Origin of the sequence: Prochlorococcus marinus (assembly GCF_001180245.1) — a bacterium.
Taxonomy (GTDB): Bacteria; Cyanobacteriota; Cyanobacteriia; order PCC-6307; family Cyanobiaceae; genus Prochlorococcus_A; species Prochlorococcus_A marinus_F.
The window spans coordinates 203,306-219,425 of the sequence record NZ_CVSV01000131.1; the positions used below are offsets into that span (position 1 = coordinate 203,306).

Annotated in this window: 12 protein-coding genes; 3 read left to right on the plus strand and 9 right to left on the minus strand. The window is 30.5% G+C overall.

Features of this window, described 5'->3' with window-relative positions; translation table 11 throughout:
* Nucleotides 1-4 precede the first annotated feature (4 nt).
* The 9 genes from AMO19_RS06400 to AMO19_RS06440 form a co-directional block, all read right to left on the minus strand.
* Nucleotides 5-2,587: an ATP-dependent Clp protease ATP-binding subunit gene (locus tag AMO19_RS06400; protein WP_075507766.1), complete on the minus strand. Its 2,583-nt coding sequence runs from the start codon at nt 2,585-2,587 to the stop codon at nt 5-7.
* A gap of 60 nt (nt 2,588-2,647) precedes the next feature.
* Complete coding sequence (petE, locus tag AMO19_RS06405; protein WP_025894221.1) at nt 2,648-2,998, minus strand: plastocyanin; 351 nt, start codon at nt 2,996-2,998, stop codon at nt 2,648-2,650.
* 58 nt (nt 2,999-3,056) lie between these two features.
* Nucleotides 3,057-4,040, minus strand: a complete 984-nt coding sequence (locus AMO19_RS06410) for an NAD-dependent epimerase/dehydratase family protein (protein ID WP_075507767.1) — start codon at nt 4,038-4,040, stop codon at nt 3,057-3,059.
* A gap of 8 nt (nt 4,041-4,048) precedes the next feature.
* Nucleotides 4,049-5,089: a uroporphyrinogen decarboxylase gene (gene hemE / locus AMO19_RS06415; RefSeq protein ID WP_075507768.1), complete on the minus strand. Its 1,041-nt coding sequence runs from the start codon at nt 5,087-5,089 to the stop codon at nt 4,049-4,051.
* A 115-nt stretch (nt 5,090-5,204) separates the two neighbouring features.
* On the minus strand, nt 5,205-7,469 hold the full coding sequence (glgB, locus tag AMO19_RS06420) for a 1,4-alpha-glucan branching protein GlgB (RefSeq protein ID WP_075507769.1): 2,265 nt from the start codon (nt 7,467-7,469) through the stop codon (nt 5,205-5,207).
* Between the two features lie 52 nt (nt 7,470-7,521).
* On the minus strand, nt 7,522-9,102 hold the full coding sequence (locus AMO19_RS06425) for a CocE/NonD family hydrolase (RefSeq protein ID WP_075507770.1): 1,581 nt from the start codon (nt 9,100-9,102) through the stop codon (nt 7,522-7,524).
* A 7-nt stretch (nt 9,103-9,109) separates the two neighbouring features.
* Nucleotides 9,110-9,376 carry a hypothetical protein gene (locus AMO19_RS06430; protein WP_075507771.1) on the minus strand — a complete coding sequence of 89 codons (267 nt, stop codon included), beginning with the start codon at nt 9,374-9,376 and terminating at the stop codon, nt 9,110-9,112.
* A gap of 52 nt (nt 9,377-9,428) precedes the next feature.
* Nucleotides 9,429-9,836, minus strand: coding sequence for a DUF4332 domain-containing protein (locus AMO19_RS06435; protein ID WP_075507772.1), 408 nt, complete (start codon nt 9,834-9,836; stop codon nt 9,429-9,431).
* An 11-nt stretch (nt 9,837-9,847) separates the two neighbouring features.
* The gene (locus tag AMO19_RS06440) at nt 9,848-10,291 is read right to left on the minus strand and encodes a DUF2518 family protein (RefSeq protein WP_075507773.1); all 444 of its coding nucleotides are present in this window, start codon (nt 10,289-10,291) and stop codon (nt 9,848-9,850) included.
* 115 nt (nt 10,292-10,406) lie between these two features.
* Here AMO19_RS06440 and AMO19_RS06445 point away from each other — a divergent pair, with 115 nt between their 5' ends.
* The 3 genes from AMO19_RS06445 to folB all read left to right on the plus strand — a co-directional run bounded on the left by AMO19_RS06445 (nt 10,407) and on the right by folB (nt 16,116).
* Nucleotides 10,407-14,366: a translocation/assembly module TamB domain-containing protein gene (locus tag AMO19_RS06445; RefSeq protein ID WP_075508046.1), complete on the plus strand. Its 3,960-nt coding sequence runs from the start codon at nt 10,407-10,409 to the stop codon at nt 14,364-14,366.
* A 65-nt stretch (nt 14,367-14,431) separates the two neighbouring features.
* Entirely contained in the window at nt 14,432-15,742 is a 1,311-nt protein-coding gene (locus AMO19_RS06450; RefSeq protein ID WP_075507774.1) for a glutamate-5-semialdehyde dehydrogenase, read from the plus strand.
* A gap of 11 nt (nt 15,743-15,753) precedes the next feature.
* A complete protein-coding gene (folB, locus tag AMO19_RS06455) occupies nt 15,754-16,116 on the plus strand; it encodes a dihydroneopterin aldolase (RefSeq protein ID WP_075507775.1) in 363 nt (120 codons plus the stop codon).
* Nucleotides 16,117-16,120 lie beyond the last annotated feature (4 nt).

A 16,120-nucleotide genomic window follows, 5' to 3' on the forward strand; every position in this document is an offset into this window, starting at 1 on the left:
ATCTTTAATCAACAATTATCTCTCCATTAGTAAGATAAATATTAATCTCGTCTTTATTGAGGTAATTATTATTCAATATATTATTTGAAATTTTTGTCTCAATTTGTTTTTGGATAATTCTTTTTAAAGGCCTTGCACCATATGCATGATCAAAACTATTCTCGACAAGTTGGGTAATTGCCTCATCCGTAATTTTTAATTTTAAATTTTTCTTGTTAAGTCTTTTTTCCAAATATTGAAGCTGGATTTTTGCAATTTCTTTCATGTCATTTAATTCTAAATTATTAAAAATAACTATTTCATCAAGTCGATTTAAAAACTCTGGCTTGAAAAATTTTTTTATTTCATTATCTACAACTTTTTTAATTTCATTTGTATCTTCTTTTCTAACTGATAAATCATTTATTGATTGACTTCCTAAATTACTTGTGAGAACAATGATTGAATTTTTGAAATTGATTGTGCGACCTTTACCATCAGTAATGATTCCATCATCAAGAACCTGTAAGAGTATGTCTAAAATATCTTTGTGAGCTTTCTCTATTTCATCAAGAAGTATCAATGAATAAGGATTTTTGCGTATAGCTTCAGTTAGTTGACCGCCTGATTCGAAACCTAAGTATCCAGGAGGAGCACCTATTATTTTGCTCACTGAATGCTTTTCCATATATTCAGACATATCCAGTCTTGTAATTGAAGAATTTGAATCGAATATTATTTTGGCTGTTACTTTACTTAGCTCTGTTTTTCCAACACCAGTTGGACCTAAAAAGAGAAAACTGGCTAATGGCTTGCTTGGATCATTTAGACCAGTCCTTGATCTCTTAATGGAATCTGCAACAGCCCTAATTGCGCTATCTTGGCCAATAATTTTTTCTTTAAGGATTGACTCTAGGCTCAAGAGTTTATCTTTTTCTGACTGGTTTAAGTTCTGTACTGGAATAGAGGTCCACTTTGAGACAACTTCTGCAATATCATCAAAAGTCACCTCTTGTCTTAAAAGACTTGTGTCTCCATTTTTTTGGGAATTTACTAGAGAATCACTTTTTTCTTTCAATTTTTTTTGCAAAGAATTTAAAGTTCCAAATTCTAATTCTGCTGCTTTGTTGAGGTCAAAACTCCTTTTGGCTTGATCTATTTGCAACTGAACAGATTCAATTTCTTCTTTTATGGTGCTAATCTCATCAATTTCATCTTTTTCTTTTTTCCATTGAGCGCCTAATTCTGCCTGTTTATCTTTAAGGGATATAAGTTCATTATTGATTTTTTTTAATCTTTCTATAGAGAAATCATCCGTTTCTCTTTTTAAAGATAATTTTTCCATCTCAAACTGTAGAACTTTTCGATCAATTTCATCAATTTCTTCAGGTTTGGAAGTTATGACCATATTTAATCTTGAGGCTGCTTCATCGATTAGATCTATTGCTTTGTCAGGAAGAAATCTATCGTTAATATATCTTTCGCTAAGGGTTGCAGCAGCAACTAAAGCATTGTCAGAAATTCTCACACTATGATGAACTTCGTATCTTTCTCTCAATCCTCTTAAAATGGATACTGTATCATTTATTGAAGGAGCATCAACTTTTATTTTTTGAAATCTTCTTTCTAAAGCAGGATCTTTTTCTATATTTTGTTTATGTTCATTAATAGTTGTAGCACCAATACATCTAAGTTCTCCTCTTGCAAGCATTGGTTTTAACAGGTTGCTTGCATCTAAAGAACCTCCACTAGCGCCTGCACCAACTACCGTATGAATTTCATCAATAAAAAGAATAATCTTACCGTCTGATTCTTTCACTTTCTTAAGAATATTTTTTATTCTTTCTTCAAATTCTCCACGATATTTTGCTCCAGCTAAAAGTGTACCCATATCTAATGAAATTAGTTTCCTATCTTGTAGTGCAGAAGGCACATCGCCATTAATAATTCTTTGAGCTAACCCTTCCACAATGGCTGTTTTGCCAACCCCAGGTTCTCCAATAAGAACTGGATTATTTTTTGTTCTTCTACTCAATATTTGAATTGTTCTTCTAATCTCTTCATCCCTACCAATAACTGGGTCTAAAATCCCATTTCGTGCAGATTGAGTTAGATCAATACCATATTTTTCCAAAGACTCATTAGAACTATTAAATTCATTTTTTACTGCAGGATCTGACTTCATTTTCTTTGTAATTTCAAGAAATTCTGGAATACCTTTTTGATTTAAAATTTGAAATCCATATTTATCATCATAAGTGAAACCGTAAACTAAGTGTTCTGTTGATATCACTACATCATTTAAAGTATTTTTAATATCATTCGCCTTCAAAAATATTTTGTGAAGAGTCTCACCAATATATAAATTATCTTGTTTATTTTTCATTTTTGCCTTCGCACTTAATGAAGAATTTATTTCCCTCTCAAGATCTTTTAGATTTAAATTATTTTTTTTTAAAATATTTTTTGTAATATTGTCCTGTCTTATAAGAGCTAATAATAAATTATCAGAGTCTACGTTTTGTTGATAATTTTTATAAGCAATTTCTTTGGCAAAAATAAAACAGTCCCAAGCAGAATTTGAGAATTCTCTTGGGACTATTTTCATAAATCAAAATATGACCGTAATAAATATTTAGACAAAATAGTGTTTAACTATTTAGAAAATTTATTCAACGATAACTTTACCTACCATTCCAGCGCCTCTGTGTGGCTCGCAATAGTAATCATAAGTTCCAGCAGTATCAAATGTTTCTTCCCAAGACTCTCCTGGAGCAAAAGCTAGGTCCGCATGACTTAATTCCTCATGCCCATCAAAAACAGCATTGTGAGGAGCAAGTTTATTATTGACGAATTTTACTGTATCACCAGCACTAATAGTTACTGTACTTGGTTCAAACGCAAGCATTCCAGCATCCGTTCCAAGTTTTACTTCAACAGTCTTTGCTGAAACTGATGAAATACCTAGACCTAGAGTTAAAACTATTGCAAATAACCCTGCAAAGATTGAACGTAACATAATAAAAATTTACTTTTTATATATATTACAAGGCTTTGGTAGCCTAACTGCGAGAATTTTAATTGTTATTACAGCTTGGTAACTTTGATAACCTTAAAATATCATTCAGTGACTTGGCATAACTTTTAAGTTTGAAAGTCTCAGGATTAGTGATGGGGACATGATTAAAGTCATATTTTTTGATACTGAAGCTATCCCATGGAGTAGTTTGGATGGGGAGAATTCTTAATAATATTTTTAGAATTTTTTTTGTAAGCGGTATCGCAAAAAATCTCCTCATATTATGTCTTTTTAACAGTGTAATTATGGCATCATCAATTGAAATGAATTTTTGACCTAGCACAAATTTTCTAAAGCCTTTGTATTGTTCTTCTTTATGATTTTTAATTAGAAAACCGCAAATCTGTGCGATATCATTTGCGTGTATAAAGTGAAATTTAGAGTCGAGTTTTAAAAATCTTGCTAACCAAAGCCATTTCCTAATTTCTTTCAATCCACTAGTTAAATAACTCACAGGATATTTACTTTTTTTTCCAAGATTCCCTCCAAAAACCAAGGTAGGGAAAACAGCGAATGTTTTTTCTGCAAATAAGCTTTCTCTAAGTCTCTGGAAACATTCATATTTTGTTTGAATGTACTCTGTTCCATAAATCAATGATTCCCTCATTAATTCTGTTTGGGTATCAAGAATACTAGCTGTTGAAAAATAAATAATCTTTTCTAACTTTTCAATATCAAGCATTTCTAGTAATTTTTCAAAAGCTTTAATATTTACTTCATAGGCTCTTTTTGGATCTCCCCAAGCTGTAGCAGTATGTATTAGGTAATTAATTTGACTAATTTCCTTTTTATACTTATTTGATTCCCTGATATCACACACCATTAACTTGACTTTTTTATTTTCTTGAACAGAAATTGGTAACTTATTTTTGTCTCTTACCATGAGATAAAGCCTGAATTTTGTGTTTTTCAAAAACCAATCAACTAAATATTGGCCAACACATCCATTAGCGCCTGTTATTAATAAGTTTTTATATGCCAAGACTTTGACTAGTAGGTGAGTTTTTTTCCATGTTCAAAAAATGTTTGAGCATTTTCTTCTGGCGTCCCAGGTAAAATCCCATGACCCAAATTAAGAATATATTTCCTGTCTTTAATTTTATTGAAAGTGTTATCTATCCTTTCTTTTATTGATTCTTTGTTTCCGAATAAAATGCCAGGGTCAACATTACCTTGAATTCCAATCCCCTTGGGGATTCTTTTACAAGCCTCTTCAATATCTACTGTCCAATCTAATGAAATTATATCAACCCCAGTTTTTGCCATTCTTTCCAGTACCCCAGCACTTCCTGAAATGTAAAGAATTATTGGTGTTTCAGGGTATTCAGCTTTTACAATTTCAACAACTTTTTTTTGATACGGCCCAGCAAAGATATCATAATCTTGTGGGCTTAGTTGGCCTGCCCATGAATCAAAAATTTGTACTACTTGCGCTCCAGATTTTATTTGATATTTAAGATATTCACCAATAGATTTTGCAAAATGATCAAGAAGTTTATGAAGTAAATCTGGTTCATTAAAAGCCATTGATTTTATTAATGAATAATTTTTACTGCTTTTACCTTCAACTACATATGCAGCAAGAGTCCAAGGCGCGCCAACAAAACCTAAAACTGTTGCCTCATTATTCACATCTTTTTTTAGTGAAGAAAGAACTTCCCCAACAAAGCTTAAACTCTCGCTTGGATTTAATTCTCTTAAATTTTCTACCTGATTAAGATTTCTTATTGGGTCCTCAATAATTGGACCTTTACTTTCTATTATTTCAAAATTAATGCCCATCCCTGGAAGAGGTGTGAGAATGTCTGAAAAAAGGATCACACCATCCGGTTTGAAAGCATGAAAAGGTTGCATTGAAATTTCATATGATAGTTCTGGATTTTCAGACCTCTCTCTAAAGCTTGGGTAACGCTCCCTTAAATCTCTATAGATTTTCATATATCTTCCTGCTTGCCTCATCATCCATACTGGAGGCCTATTTACTTTTTTACCTAATGCGGCAGAAAGTAGTAGTGGTAAATCTTGAACCATTTTTCAATTCGATATTTTTAAAAAATTAAAATCCAACTTAAAAATCTTACAATGTAAAGCAGAGTAAAAGCGTTATATGAACATTTATATGAAGCACTAAGTTAAATGAGTCTTCTTATTTTTTTGATTGATGTTTGAAGATACTCACGCTTAATGGGGGCAAAGCAAGTTCTAGAGCATTTTGATAATCATGAATATTGTAATTTATAGTTTCTTTACCCCCCATATTTCCTTTGTTACTGCCCCCGTATCTAGACCCATCTGAATTAAATATTTCTTTATAAAATCCTCCTAAAGGAACACCTACTTTATATGACCCATGAGTATTAGGTGTAAAGTTGGCAACTACAACAAGCCACTCATTGGTATCGTTTTCTCTTCTCATGAAACTTATAACTGAATTAGATTTGTCATTACAATCAATCCATTGAAATCCATAAGGATCAAAGTCATTTTTCCATAATGCAGGTTCATTTTTATAAAGAACGTTTAGGTCATCAATCAAGTTTCTGATACCTTTATGAGGCTCAAATTCTAGTAAATCCCATTGTAGATCATCCCAAACATTCCATTCTTGTCTTTGCCCAAATTCCATCCCCATAAATATCGTTTTTTTACCAGGGTGAGTCCACATATAAGTAAGTAATGCTCGAGTATTTGCATATTTCTTCCAGTCATCGCCTGGCATTTTATGCAAAAGATGACTTTTTCCATGGACAACTTCATCATGACTAAGTGCAAGCATAAAGTTCTCTGTATAGTTATACGTAATTGAGAAAGTTACACTATTTTGATGGAATTGCCTAAACCAAGGATCTATTTCAAAATAATCAAGCATATCGTGCATCCATCCCATATTCCATTTCAAGTTAAACCCTAACCCTCCCATGTCAGTTGGTTTGGTTACCATTGGCCAAGTTGTTGATTCTTCAGCGATAGAAAGTGCACCTGGGAAGTGTTGGAAGAGTACATGATTAGCCTGTTGAAGAAATTTAACGGCCTCTATATTTTCATTCCCACCATTTTCATTGGGTATCCATTCTCCATCTGGGCGTAGGTAATCTCTGTAAAGCATTGAAGCTACAGCATCCACTCTTATGCCATCAATATGAAACTCTTCAAACCAATAAACGAGGTTGGCTACTAAGAAATTCCTTACTTCGTTTCTGCTGTAGTTAAAGATTAGGGTTCCCCATTCTTTGTGCTCACCTATGCGTGAATCTCCATGTTCATAAAGATGACAACCATCAAAAAATGCTAAACCATGCTTATCTTTTGGAAAATGACCAGGCACCCAATCAAGAATTACGCCTATGCCCTCTTCATGACATTTATTTACAAACTCTCTAAATTCATTTGGAGTGCCAAATCTACTTGTTGGTGCATACCAGCCTGTGACTTGGTATCCCCATGAACCATCGAATGGATGTTCAGATATTGGCATTAGTTCGATATGAGTGAATCCTCTCTCTTTTACGTAAGGGATGAGTTTCTCCGTTAATTCTGGATAAGTTAATAATCTTGTTCCAGGTTTTAAATCAGCAGCAGGCACTGGGTCTCTTGGTTCACCACTGTCCTCCAAATATTTATTATCGGCTGATTCATGGAGCCAACTTCCTAAATGCATTTCATAAACTGAAATTGGCTTGTTAATTTGACTAGAAGAATCTCTATTTGAAATCCAAGAACTATCATTCCAATTAAAGTTTTTTAATTTTGAAACTATTGAACCATTTTGAGGTCTGATTTCATGAAGGAAACCATATGGATCAGCTTTCTCATAAATATGACCTTGCTGTGTTCTTATTTCGTATTTATATGTATCGCCCTCTTTCATTGTTGGCATGAATAGTTCCCAAATCCCCCCTAATCTTTTTTGCATTGGATGATGTCTTCCATCCCAAGAATTTGTATCTCCAATTATCGAAATTGATTTTGCATTTGGAGCCCAAATGCAAAACATTACTCCTTTTTGATTCTTTTCTTCAATAAGATGTGCTCCCATTTTTTCCCAAATATGATGATGATTACCTTCTGCAAAAAGATGTCTATCAACTTCTCCCATCCACTCATCTCTATATGACCAAGGGTCATGTTGTGTATGTGTGATCCCTCCTCGTGAAATATTTATTTCGTAATTATGATTCGGATTTTCAGGCAGAATAGCTTCAAAAAGCCATTTATGATTTATGCTTTCCGCCTTATAGGTATTGTTTTTAAAATTTATTTTAACTTCGTCGGCTTCAGGCATCCATACCCTAATTACCCATTGTTCTTCATAAAAATGCGGACCTAATATTTTTAATGGATTATCATTGCAACAATTTTCTAGGTTGATAGCTTCTGATTTAATCCAGTCTGCTTGAATTGTCTCGATCATGACTGGTAGATATTAACGATTAATAATATCAAATGATTAACCAAAAAAATAATTATTTATAAAAAAAAGGGGTCATTTTCATAAATGTTTTATCAAGGCTAAAACTTAGAGTAATAACTCTATGATTTGCTGAAGGCGGTCCAACATTTCCCTCCCCAAATCCAGGATTAACTCCAATAGCGGGATAAGCTGCTGCAGATATAGATAAGCGAAGCTTGCTATCTTTAATCAAACAAATATTTGTTGGTTGCATTGTGATTTGGTAAGTGCATTCTTCACTTATTTTGGAGTTTTTAACCCTTAAGAATCCGGTTGAAAATTGATTCACCTTTTCATTACCTTCTTCAACTAGAGATAAAGCAAGGCAGATATCGAAATTGGGCTGATCACTTTTTACTTGGATTTCTAATGTTGGAACTCCTCTTAAATATTGATCTTCTTCAAAAGAATTGGTTTGAAAAACACCTACATCTAGGCGTTTATCAATAATACTTCTATTAAACTTTCCTGGATTTGGACCTAAATGACCACCGTCAGATGGAGTAGGTCTCCATGGGTCATTAACAATTGTGAACCATCCTGATCCTTTTGAATTTATGGTCAGACTTCCATCTTCAACCTCTACATTTGCAGTGCCATCACTTTTGAGCCCAAAAATAAATTCAGGCTGAAATTTATTATCTAACTCTTCCCATTTATCTAATGAAATATTCCATATTTTTTTCTCATATTTAAATTTCTTTGAATTAAGATTTTTATCTGATTTTAAATATTTATCAAAAAATTTTAATAAAGATTCTTGTGATCCCTCCCACCAATTTAGATGTGTCGCATTCCCAATAATAATCTCTGGGCGTCCCCCAGCTTCTTTAGATTTTTTATAAAGATCAAAGGCACCTTTTAAATGTGGATCCCAAAGTCCTCCAATAATTAACATAGGTTGTTTAATCCATGTTGAAATTGGTTTAAATTCTTCAAATGGGAGAGCATTATTTAAATTTTTAAGCCATTCCAAAACAAAGTTATTAGGATCATATTTTTTTAAAGTATCAATTCCTTCTCTTAAATAACTTTTATTTTCTAAGGCAAATCTTATCTTTTCCCACTCAAGCAATTTATTTTCTCTTTTCATTTTTAGTGCTGCGATTTGAAGTCCCCATGCAATATTGTTATGCCACCAATATGCTCCTCCATCTGAGCACCAATGATCCTTAATATTCATCCCAGTCATTGCTGGAGATAAACAATCGGGCGGCTTTGAATTTAATTCACCAGTTAGTTGAGTAAATCCTTGATATGAAAAACCATATAAGCCAAGTTTCCCATTACATTCTTTTAGAGACCTTACCCATTCATGTGTTTCTGTAGTGTCGCTAGCTTCTTGATTAAAACCATTAAAAATTCCTTCAGAAGAACCCATACCTCTGACATCTTGAATTATTACCATATACCCTTTGGAGGCCCACCATTTAGGGTGAGAATATGTAATAGTTGAAGCTATTTCCCTGCCATAAGGTTGTCTCATTAATAATGCAGGCCATGGCCCATTACCACTAGGTAACCAAATCCTCGATATAAGTCTCACTCCATCTCTAAGTACTAGAGACTTGTCAAACCATCTTGAACCAATCATCTAGGCTTTAGAAAATGTCTGGACAGTGCAGCCCAATGACATAAATAGAAAAGATCTCTGCGTTAACGGGAGTTAACTTTTTTTTATTTGCTACATACTTTACAACTTCAATTGAACTAGCTGAATCACCTTTTGAATTAAACTCTCTAAACTTATTACATAAATTTCTTGCTTCGTCGGGATTCTTTTTTACACTTTCTAATAAGTTAGATTGACTAAAAACAGGGTATAAAGAGTTGGAAAACAAAAATAACAAAAATAATAAAGGTTTCATTATTACTAGTTTTTTCTGAATTCTACATTAAAAAAATTTTTTAACCAAGATTTCAAATGAATTTGTCGATTTGACTAGCTTTTTTAATCCATTCTTTCAAGAGACTATAAGTTGTGCCTGTCTCATTTTTTACTCTAAGAATTCTTTCTAATCTACCAATTTTGTGTTCTATTTCGGAAGGAGTAGATAGTGATAAAGATTTTATAGAAGATATACCGCAATGTAAAAGAAGATATGCTTGGGGTGGAGAAATTCCAATTTCTTTTTTAAAAAGAGCTATAGCTCTAATTTTCTTTAGATTATTCAGCGTACATAGTGAAGATTTTCTTTGAATCTCATTTAACTCTAGGTCCGAAAGATTACTTAATTTTTCAAAGTCAGTTAGATTATTTTTAATAAAAAAAGATTTCTCATGTCTAAAATTAGTTGGCAAAAAATCTAAAAAGGCTTCGCTTTGCATTGTTTAAAAGATTAATTCATTTTGACATTTTTCTGAACTTCTCCTATAACCACTGGCTTACTTACACCATCTGAAATTTTTTCAAGCTTTCTTATCTTTATTTTTACATTCGCACCAGATCTGCTTCCTTTCATTAAGTTTTTTGATAATTGTTCTAAAGTGGGCTCAATAGATTCTTCTGGAAAGTCATCATCTGCTTTAGCAATAATCAAATCGAACCCATTGTCATAAACAATTGGAACATATTTTGCTCCTTCTATTGCAACCTTTTCGGTGTAACTCTGTATAAATGCCCAACTACTCAAAGAAAGCAATAATGAAAAGATAGTTGCTCCAATTATTCGAAATTTAAAACCAAAATTAAATATAAAAGCTGCTATGGTGCAAATGAATAGAAATATTCCAATGAATCCAAAAATTTTGGGTGTATTCTCTAATAGTTCAAAAAAAGACATTTAGTGGCTTTGACTTGATTAATTTCTTATATTTTGTAAGCCTACCCTATTTTTGGGCTCTAACTTGAAAAAAATTAGATCTCTAAATTTAAATGCTAAGATTCTTTTAGTAGGGATGCTTGTCCCATTAGGTTTTTTAGGTACTTTTTTATTAAATAATTTTTTAAAAGAAACTTATAGTTCCAAAAAATTAGAATTAGAAAACAGTATTGAGAATCTTTTAGAAAAAAATGTTGATTTGGGTGATTATGTCGGTATTAGATTCCTAGGTTTTTCTTTAGGTAATTCAAAAATTAGTGATAAAAAAGATTTAGATTCTGAAATTAAAGCTAAAAATGTATATGTGGGCATTATGCCTCTTAGATCTTTTTTTAAACAAAGATGGATAGTAAAAATAAGTCCTAAGGAAGCTGCCATAAATATAGATAGAGATTTCTTTAAAAGGGATAAATCTCATAAAAAAGGTAGAAGTATAAACAAATCAAAATTTAAATATGACTTGAATTTTAACTTTGATAATTATTCAATTCTAAACCTTAAAAAATCAGGATTAAAAACAAAAGTAAAAGGCAATGTTATCTACAAGTCAAGCAATAGAAAAATCATGGCAAATATAAAATCTAATTTTGATGAAAAAGGTTTTTTAGAAATTAAATTTAATACAAAGTTAAATCAAGATTTTTCAAGGCTTGAAGTTTTTTCTAAAGGATTAAATCTCAACGGCTCCGAATATAATATTATGAATAGAAAAATTGAATTTAGAAATGGGAATTTAAAATCTAACTTTAAACTTTATAAATCATCAAATAAAATATTTTGTAAAGGAAGTTTTGTCTTTGATAATTTAGATATTAAAACTAATGGTTTCTCAGAGAATATAAGTTCAGATTTGACTGGTCTTTTTTGTAAAGATAATAATTTACTAGGAAATTCAAAAAACCTTAATTATGGTTCTTTAACTTCAAATTTCAACCTAAATGTTCCATTAAGCAAAAGTTCTAATAATATTTATTTAAAAGGAAGTGTTGGATACAAAAAACGCCCGAATCCAGATCTTAAATTAACGGGAAATATTCCTTATTGGATTGATAGTAGAGGGATCAATTTTGGAAATATCGATTCTAGTTTTAAGTTAAATAGAACTCAATTAGCAAATTTAAATATTTTCCAAAAAAATGGCATAGACGGTTTCATTACTGCTGCAGGAGAATTAAAAGGAAAAATTAGTGATCCTAAAATTTCTATAAACTTTGATGTTACTTATCCACAATATAACGGGATCCGAATTAGAGATACTTGGGAAGGAGTTATTGAAAATGACAAAAATGAATATTTTTTAAATATGAAAAATAAATACTATTCTACAATCCCCTCATATCTCTCAATTAATTTCGATTCTAGGCTTAAATTAGATAATTTAAGTTTTAGTAGAGTTTTTAACTCTGATAAAGGTAATATAAAAATAGTCAAGGAGAATAATAGTTATGTTTGGAGAGCTGATAACTTCCCTCTTGATGAGCTTGAATTATCAATAAATAAAAATAAATACGATAGGATTGAAGGAATTATTAATGGTTCGGGATTAATAGCTTTAGACCAGTCTTATCTTGATGGGCGAATTGCTTTAAGTTTAGGTAAATATGGAAATATAAAGTTAGCAAATTCATTATTTGATTTTAGCTTAAAAGATAATTCTTTTTATATTGACTCTTCATTATATCCAATTGATGGTGGAATAATTGAGGTCAAGTATAATTCAGAAAAAAATAGTTTAATTAATTTAGACTTCAATAATATAAGTTCAAGCTGGACTATTCTAACTGCCATAGAGATTTTTAAATTTGATAATAAAAAAGTTATCCCAACAAGTAATTCTAATATCTTGGATGATTTAGAAATAAATAAAGATAATAATTCTTTGAAAGAGAGGATAGATTTTATAAATAAAATCAATGAAAATAATAATAATTTAAGAGATAAATTTAACTTGCAAAAATACTTTAATAAATTCAGTAGCAGATATGATGCAAAGCTAACTATTAAGGGTGATAAGCCAAGTAACTACAAATTAAATGCAAAAATGAATGGTTATCTTAATGTCCCTGGAGATGAGAACAAAAATAAGAAAGAGGAATTTTCCATTGATCTAGAAGGGGGATTATTAAGAGGTAAAGGTTCTCTAAGAATTAAAAAACTACCATTAAGTACTGCAAATATTTTTTTAAATCAACCAAGAGATTTTATAGGAGGGTTGGATATGAATTTATTTTATGATCTAGATTCAAAATCTTTCTCTAGTGAAATTTCTTCTAATAATTCATCGATAAAAAATAAAAAAATAGTATTTGATAAAGGACTAATTGAATTTAATAATTCTATTTTTGATATTGATTTTTCATTACTCAAAAATGAGTCCCAAATTCCTCTTATTATTAAAGGAGAAATACCTATAAATAAATCAGAAAACTTAGATCTAAGATTTAGTGGAGATGGAAAAATACTTGAATTAATAGAAAATTTTACAGATGAATTCTTTACTTTCAAAAAAGGTGACTTAAATCTAAGAATGATATTAAAAGGAACTATTAACAAGCCTATATTAAATGGATTTATTGTAATTAAAGATTCTGAAATTGATCTTTATAACAATAAAATCGTAGATATCAATAGTTCGATAATTTTTGATTTTGAATCTTTAGAGATTGAGAATCTACAAGCAATGTCTGAAGATTCTGGAAAATTTTTAGTAAAAGGTTCTATGCCTTTTTATAAAAATAACTCTAAATCAGGTCAGATTAATTTGCAAACAAATAGATTTAACGTAAAAACAGATAATTTAAATTTTTTATTAGATTCAGATTTAGATTTAAGCGGATCATTTGAAAATCCTGTGTTGGGCGGTTATCTATCTTTAAATAATGGATTTATAAAATTTAATAGCAATAATCAAAATAATAAATTAGAAAAAAATATTAAACGCAAGGTAGATAAAAACGATTGGGAAGAACTCTATTGGAATAATAAGCAGAATATTGAAATAATTTCAAACGAAAAAATATTAAATTCAGTTCTTTTTGTTGAAACATTGCCTAATTATTTAGAAAACTTGTTTTTTGATAATCTTAAATTAAAATTAGGGCCAGAATTTAAACTACAATATTCGGAAATAGTTGAAGCTTATTTAGAAACAGTTTTCGACATTACTTTAAATGGTGAAGTTGTAAAAGATTTAAATGCTTGGGGAATTATTGATATAAAAAAAGGTAGAGCAAATCTATACACTACACCTTTTAAACTTGATAAATATAAAAACATCTCTGATCTGTCAACTTTAGAAGATATAGAAATACTAATGCAATATTTGAAAAATAAAAAAAATTATATTGCATTTTTACCAAGTCGTGGATTAGTTCCATACATTAATTTTTCACTAGTCAGTAAAGTTCCAGATTCTATAATTCCAATAAGAGAAAATAATCAGGATTCAAATATATCGAGTGATATTGTCGCAGATAATACTTCAAGTGGCTTTGGAGCATTTGGAATTGGTAATTCAAGGCTTATCAAAATTGAAGCTTCTTACGAAGGATTTTTAGATCAACTATCTTTTGAAGATGAAAATAAAAGAATCCAATTAAGGAGCACGCCAAGTTATAACAGATCACAAATTATTGGTTTGATTGGTGGTAACTCTGCAAATTTAATAAATAGAGCATTTATTTCACAACTGAATAATGCAGAAGCTTTTAGTGAAAGATTTCAGTTATCTTTATATCCAGCATTAATAGAAAATAATGATTCTTTAAATAATATTTTTTCCAATGAAAATTTAGATCTAGAAAATGATGGGCAATCATCTTCTAATGAGGAATTTTCTTCTCAAGCTTGGGTAGCTGAAATAGGATTTGATATTACTGATGCGATAAATTTTGCCTTTCAAACTGTTCCAGGAAGAGATGACGTTCCACCGACAGGAATTTTGACTTTTCAGGCCAATCCAAACTTAGAATTATTAGGTTCTTATGATTCAGATGGGGATTGGAAAAGTCAAATTCAATTATTTTTAAGATATTAAATCATAAAGAAAGTTAGTTTAAAGAATCTTTAATTTGAATTATTATTAAATTAAATAAAAATATTATGGCTAATACCTTTGAAGTTCCTAAACCAGGAAATGATCTTTTAGAAAAAGCTGATCAAGTTCGTTCGGCATCAATAAAAATAAGTCAGGCTGATAATCAAAATAGAATTAAAGCCTTAAATTTTATGGCTGATTATCTAGAAAAAAATACTAAAGAAATTTTAGATGCTAATTTTGAGGACTATAAAAGAGCAGAAAAAAAAGGAATTTCAAAGGCTTTACTCTCTAGATTAAAGTTATCAAAAGAAAAATTAAATTCAGGAATTGATGGGGTAAGAAAAGTTGGTGAATTGGCTGATCCTGTAAATCAAGTTCAAATAAAAAGAGAGCTTTCAAAGGGCTTGATTTTAGAAAGAAAAACTGTGCCAATTGGAGTCTTAGGGGTTATTTTTGAATCAAGGCCGGATGCCGTGATGCAGATTAGTTCCTTAGCAATAAGATCAGGTAATGGAGTTATGCTAAAGGGAGGAAGTGAAGCTAATTTAACAAACGCTGCAATAGTCAATGCTTTACAAATGGGGTTATATGAATCAGGTCTTGATAAAAATTCAATATGCTTACTTACAAGCAGAAAAGATAGCATGGCTATGTTAAATCTCGAGAACTATATCAATTTAATAATTCCAAGAGGAAGTAATGAATTAGTAAAATTTATTCAAGAGAATACAAGAATTCCAGTGCTAGGTCATGCTGATGGAATTTGTCATTTGTTTATAGATAATGATGCAGATCTTGAGATGGCTTTGTCAGTAGCTTTGGATAGTAAAATTCAATATCCTGCAGCATGTAATGCTATTGAAACTTTATTAGTTCACAAAGACATTGCACCATTTTTTCTTGAAAAGGCTATACCTTTATTTAATTCAAATGACGTTAAATTAATCGGTGATAAAAGATCCGTTGAATTAGGTTTAAAGTATGAAGCTAGTCTAGAAGATTGGCAAACTGAATATTTGGATTTAATTTTATCGATAAAAATTGTTGATGATCTGGAGGAGGCAATCACGCATATTCAAAAATATAGTTCAAAACATACTGATGGAATAATTACTGAAAATTTAAATACCGCTAATAAATTTATGAATGAAGTTGATAGTGCTGGTGTTTTTCATAATTGCTCCACTAGGTTTGCAGATGGTTTTAGATATGGATTCGGAGCTGAAGTTGGTATATCTACTCAAACTCTTCCACCTAGAGGACCTGTAGGTCTTGAAGGTTTGGTAACTTATAAATATTTCCTAAAAGGTGATGGGAATATAGTTGATGATTTTTCATCAGGAAAAGCTATCTATACACATAAAGATCTTTAAAACTTTTCAAGATGGAAACTTTTTTAAAAATTGAGAATATTAAACTTTGGGCTAGAGTTGGGGTTCTTGATGAAGAAAGGGAATTAGGACAGTTATTTATTTTAGATATATTTTTGTGGACTGATTTTGAAAAATGTACAGTAAAAGATGATATAAAAAAAACAGTTGACTATTCAAAATTAGTTCAAATTTTAAAAGATCAATCAAAGAAAATATATTGTTTCACAATTGAAAAATATTCAAACTCAATTTTAGAAATCATTAATCAGGAATTTAAGCTTTCTAAAATTAAAATTATTTTGACAAAATGCAATCCTCCAATCACAGGTTTCGATGGGAAGGTCTCAATAGTAAGAATTCTTGAAAATAATTAAAGTT

Excerpts from the sequence above, each read along its gene's own strand:
- AMO19_RS06430 (WP_075507771.1), bottom strand. The coding sequence starts at position 9,376 with ATGAAACCTTTATTATTTTTGTTATTTTTGTTTTCCAACTCTTTATAC.
- AMO19_RS06450 (WP_075507774.1), top strand. The coding sequence starts at position 14,432 with ATGGCTAATACCTTTGAAGTTCCTAAACCAGGAAATGATCTTTTAGAA.
- hemE (WP_075507768.1), bottom strand. The coding sequence starts at position 5,089 with ATGGTTCAAGATTTACCACTACTACTTTCTGCCGCATTAGGTAAAAAA.
- folB (WP_075507775.1), top strand. The coding sequence starts at position 15,754 with ATGGAAACTTTTTTAAAAATTGAGAATATTAAACTTTGGGCTAGAGTT.
- AMO19_RS06400 (WP_075507766.1), bottom strand. The coding sequence starts at position 2,587 with ATGAAAATAGTCCCAAGAGAATTCTCAAATTCTGCTTGGGACTGTTTT.
- AMO19_RS06440 (WP_075507773.1), bottom strand. The coding sequence starts at position 10,291 with ATGTCTTTTTTTGAACTATTAGAGAATACACCCAAAATTTTTGGATTC.
- AMO19_RS06435 (WP_075507772.1), bottom strand. The coding sequence starts at position 9,836 with ATGCAAAGCGAAGCCTTTTTAGATTTTTTGCCAACTAATTTTAGACAT.
- glgB (WP_075507769.1), bottom strand. The coding sequence starts at position 7,469 with ATGATCGAGACAATTCAAGCAGACTGGATTAAATCAGAAGCTATCAAC.
- petE (WP_025894221.1), bottom strand. The coding sequence starts at position 2,998 with ATGTTACGTTCAATCTTTGCAGGGTTATTTGCAATAGTTTTAACTCTA.
- AMO19_RS06445 (WP_075508046.1), top strand. The coding sequence starts at position 10,407 with ATGCTTGTCCCATTAGGTTTTTTAGGTACTTTTTTATTAAATAATTTT.
- AMO19_RS06425 (WP_075507770.1), bottom strand. The coding sequence starts at position 9,102 with ATGATTGGTTCAAGATGGTTTGACAAGTCTCTAGTACTTAGAGATGGA.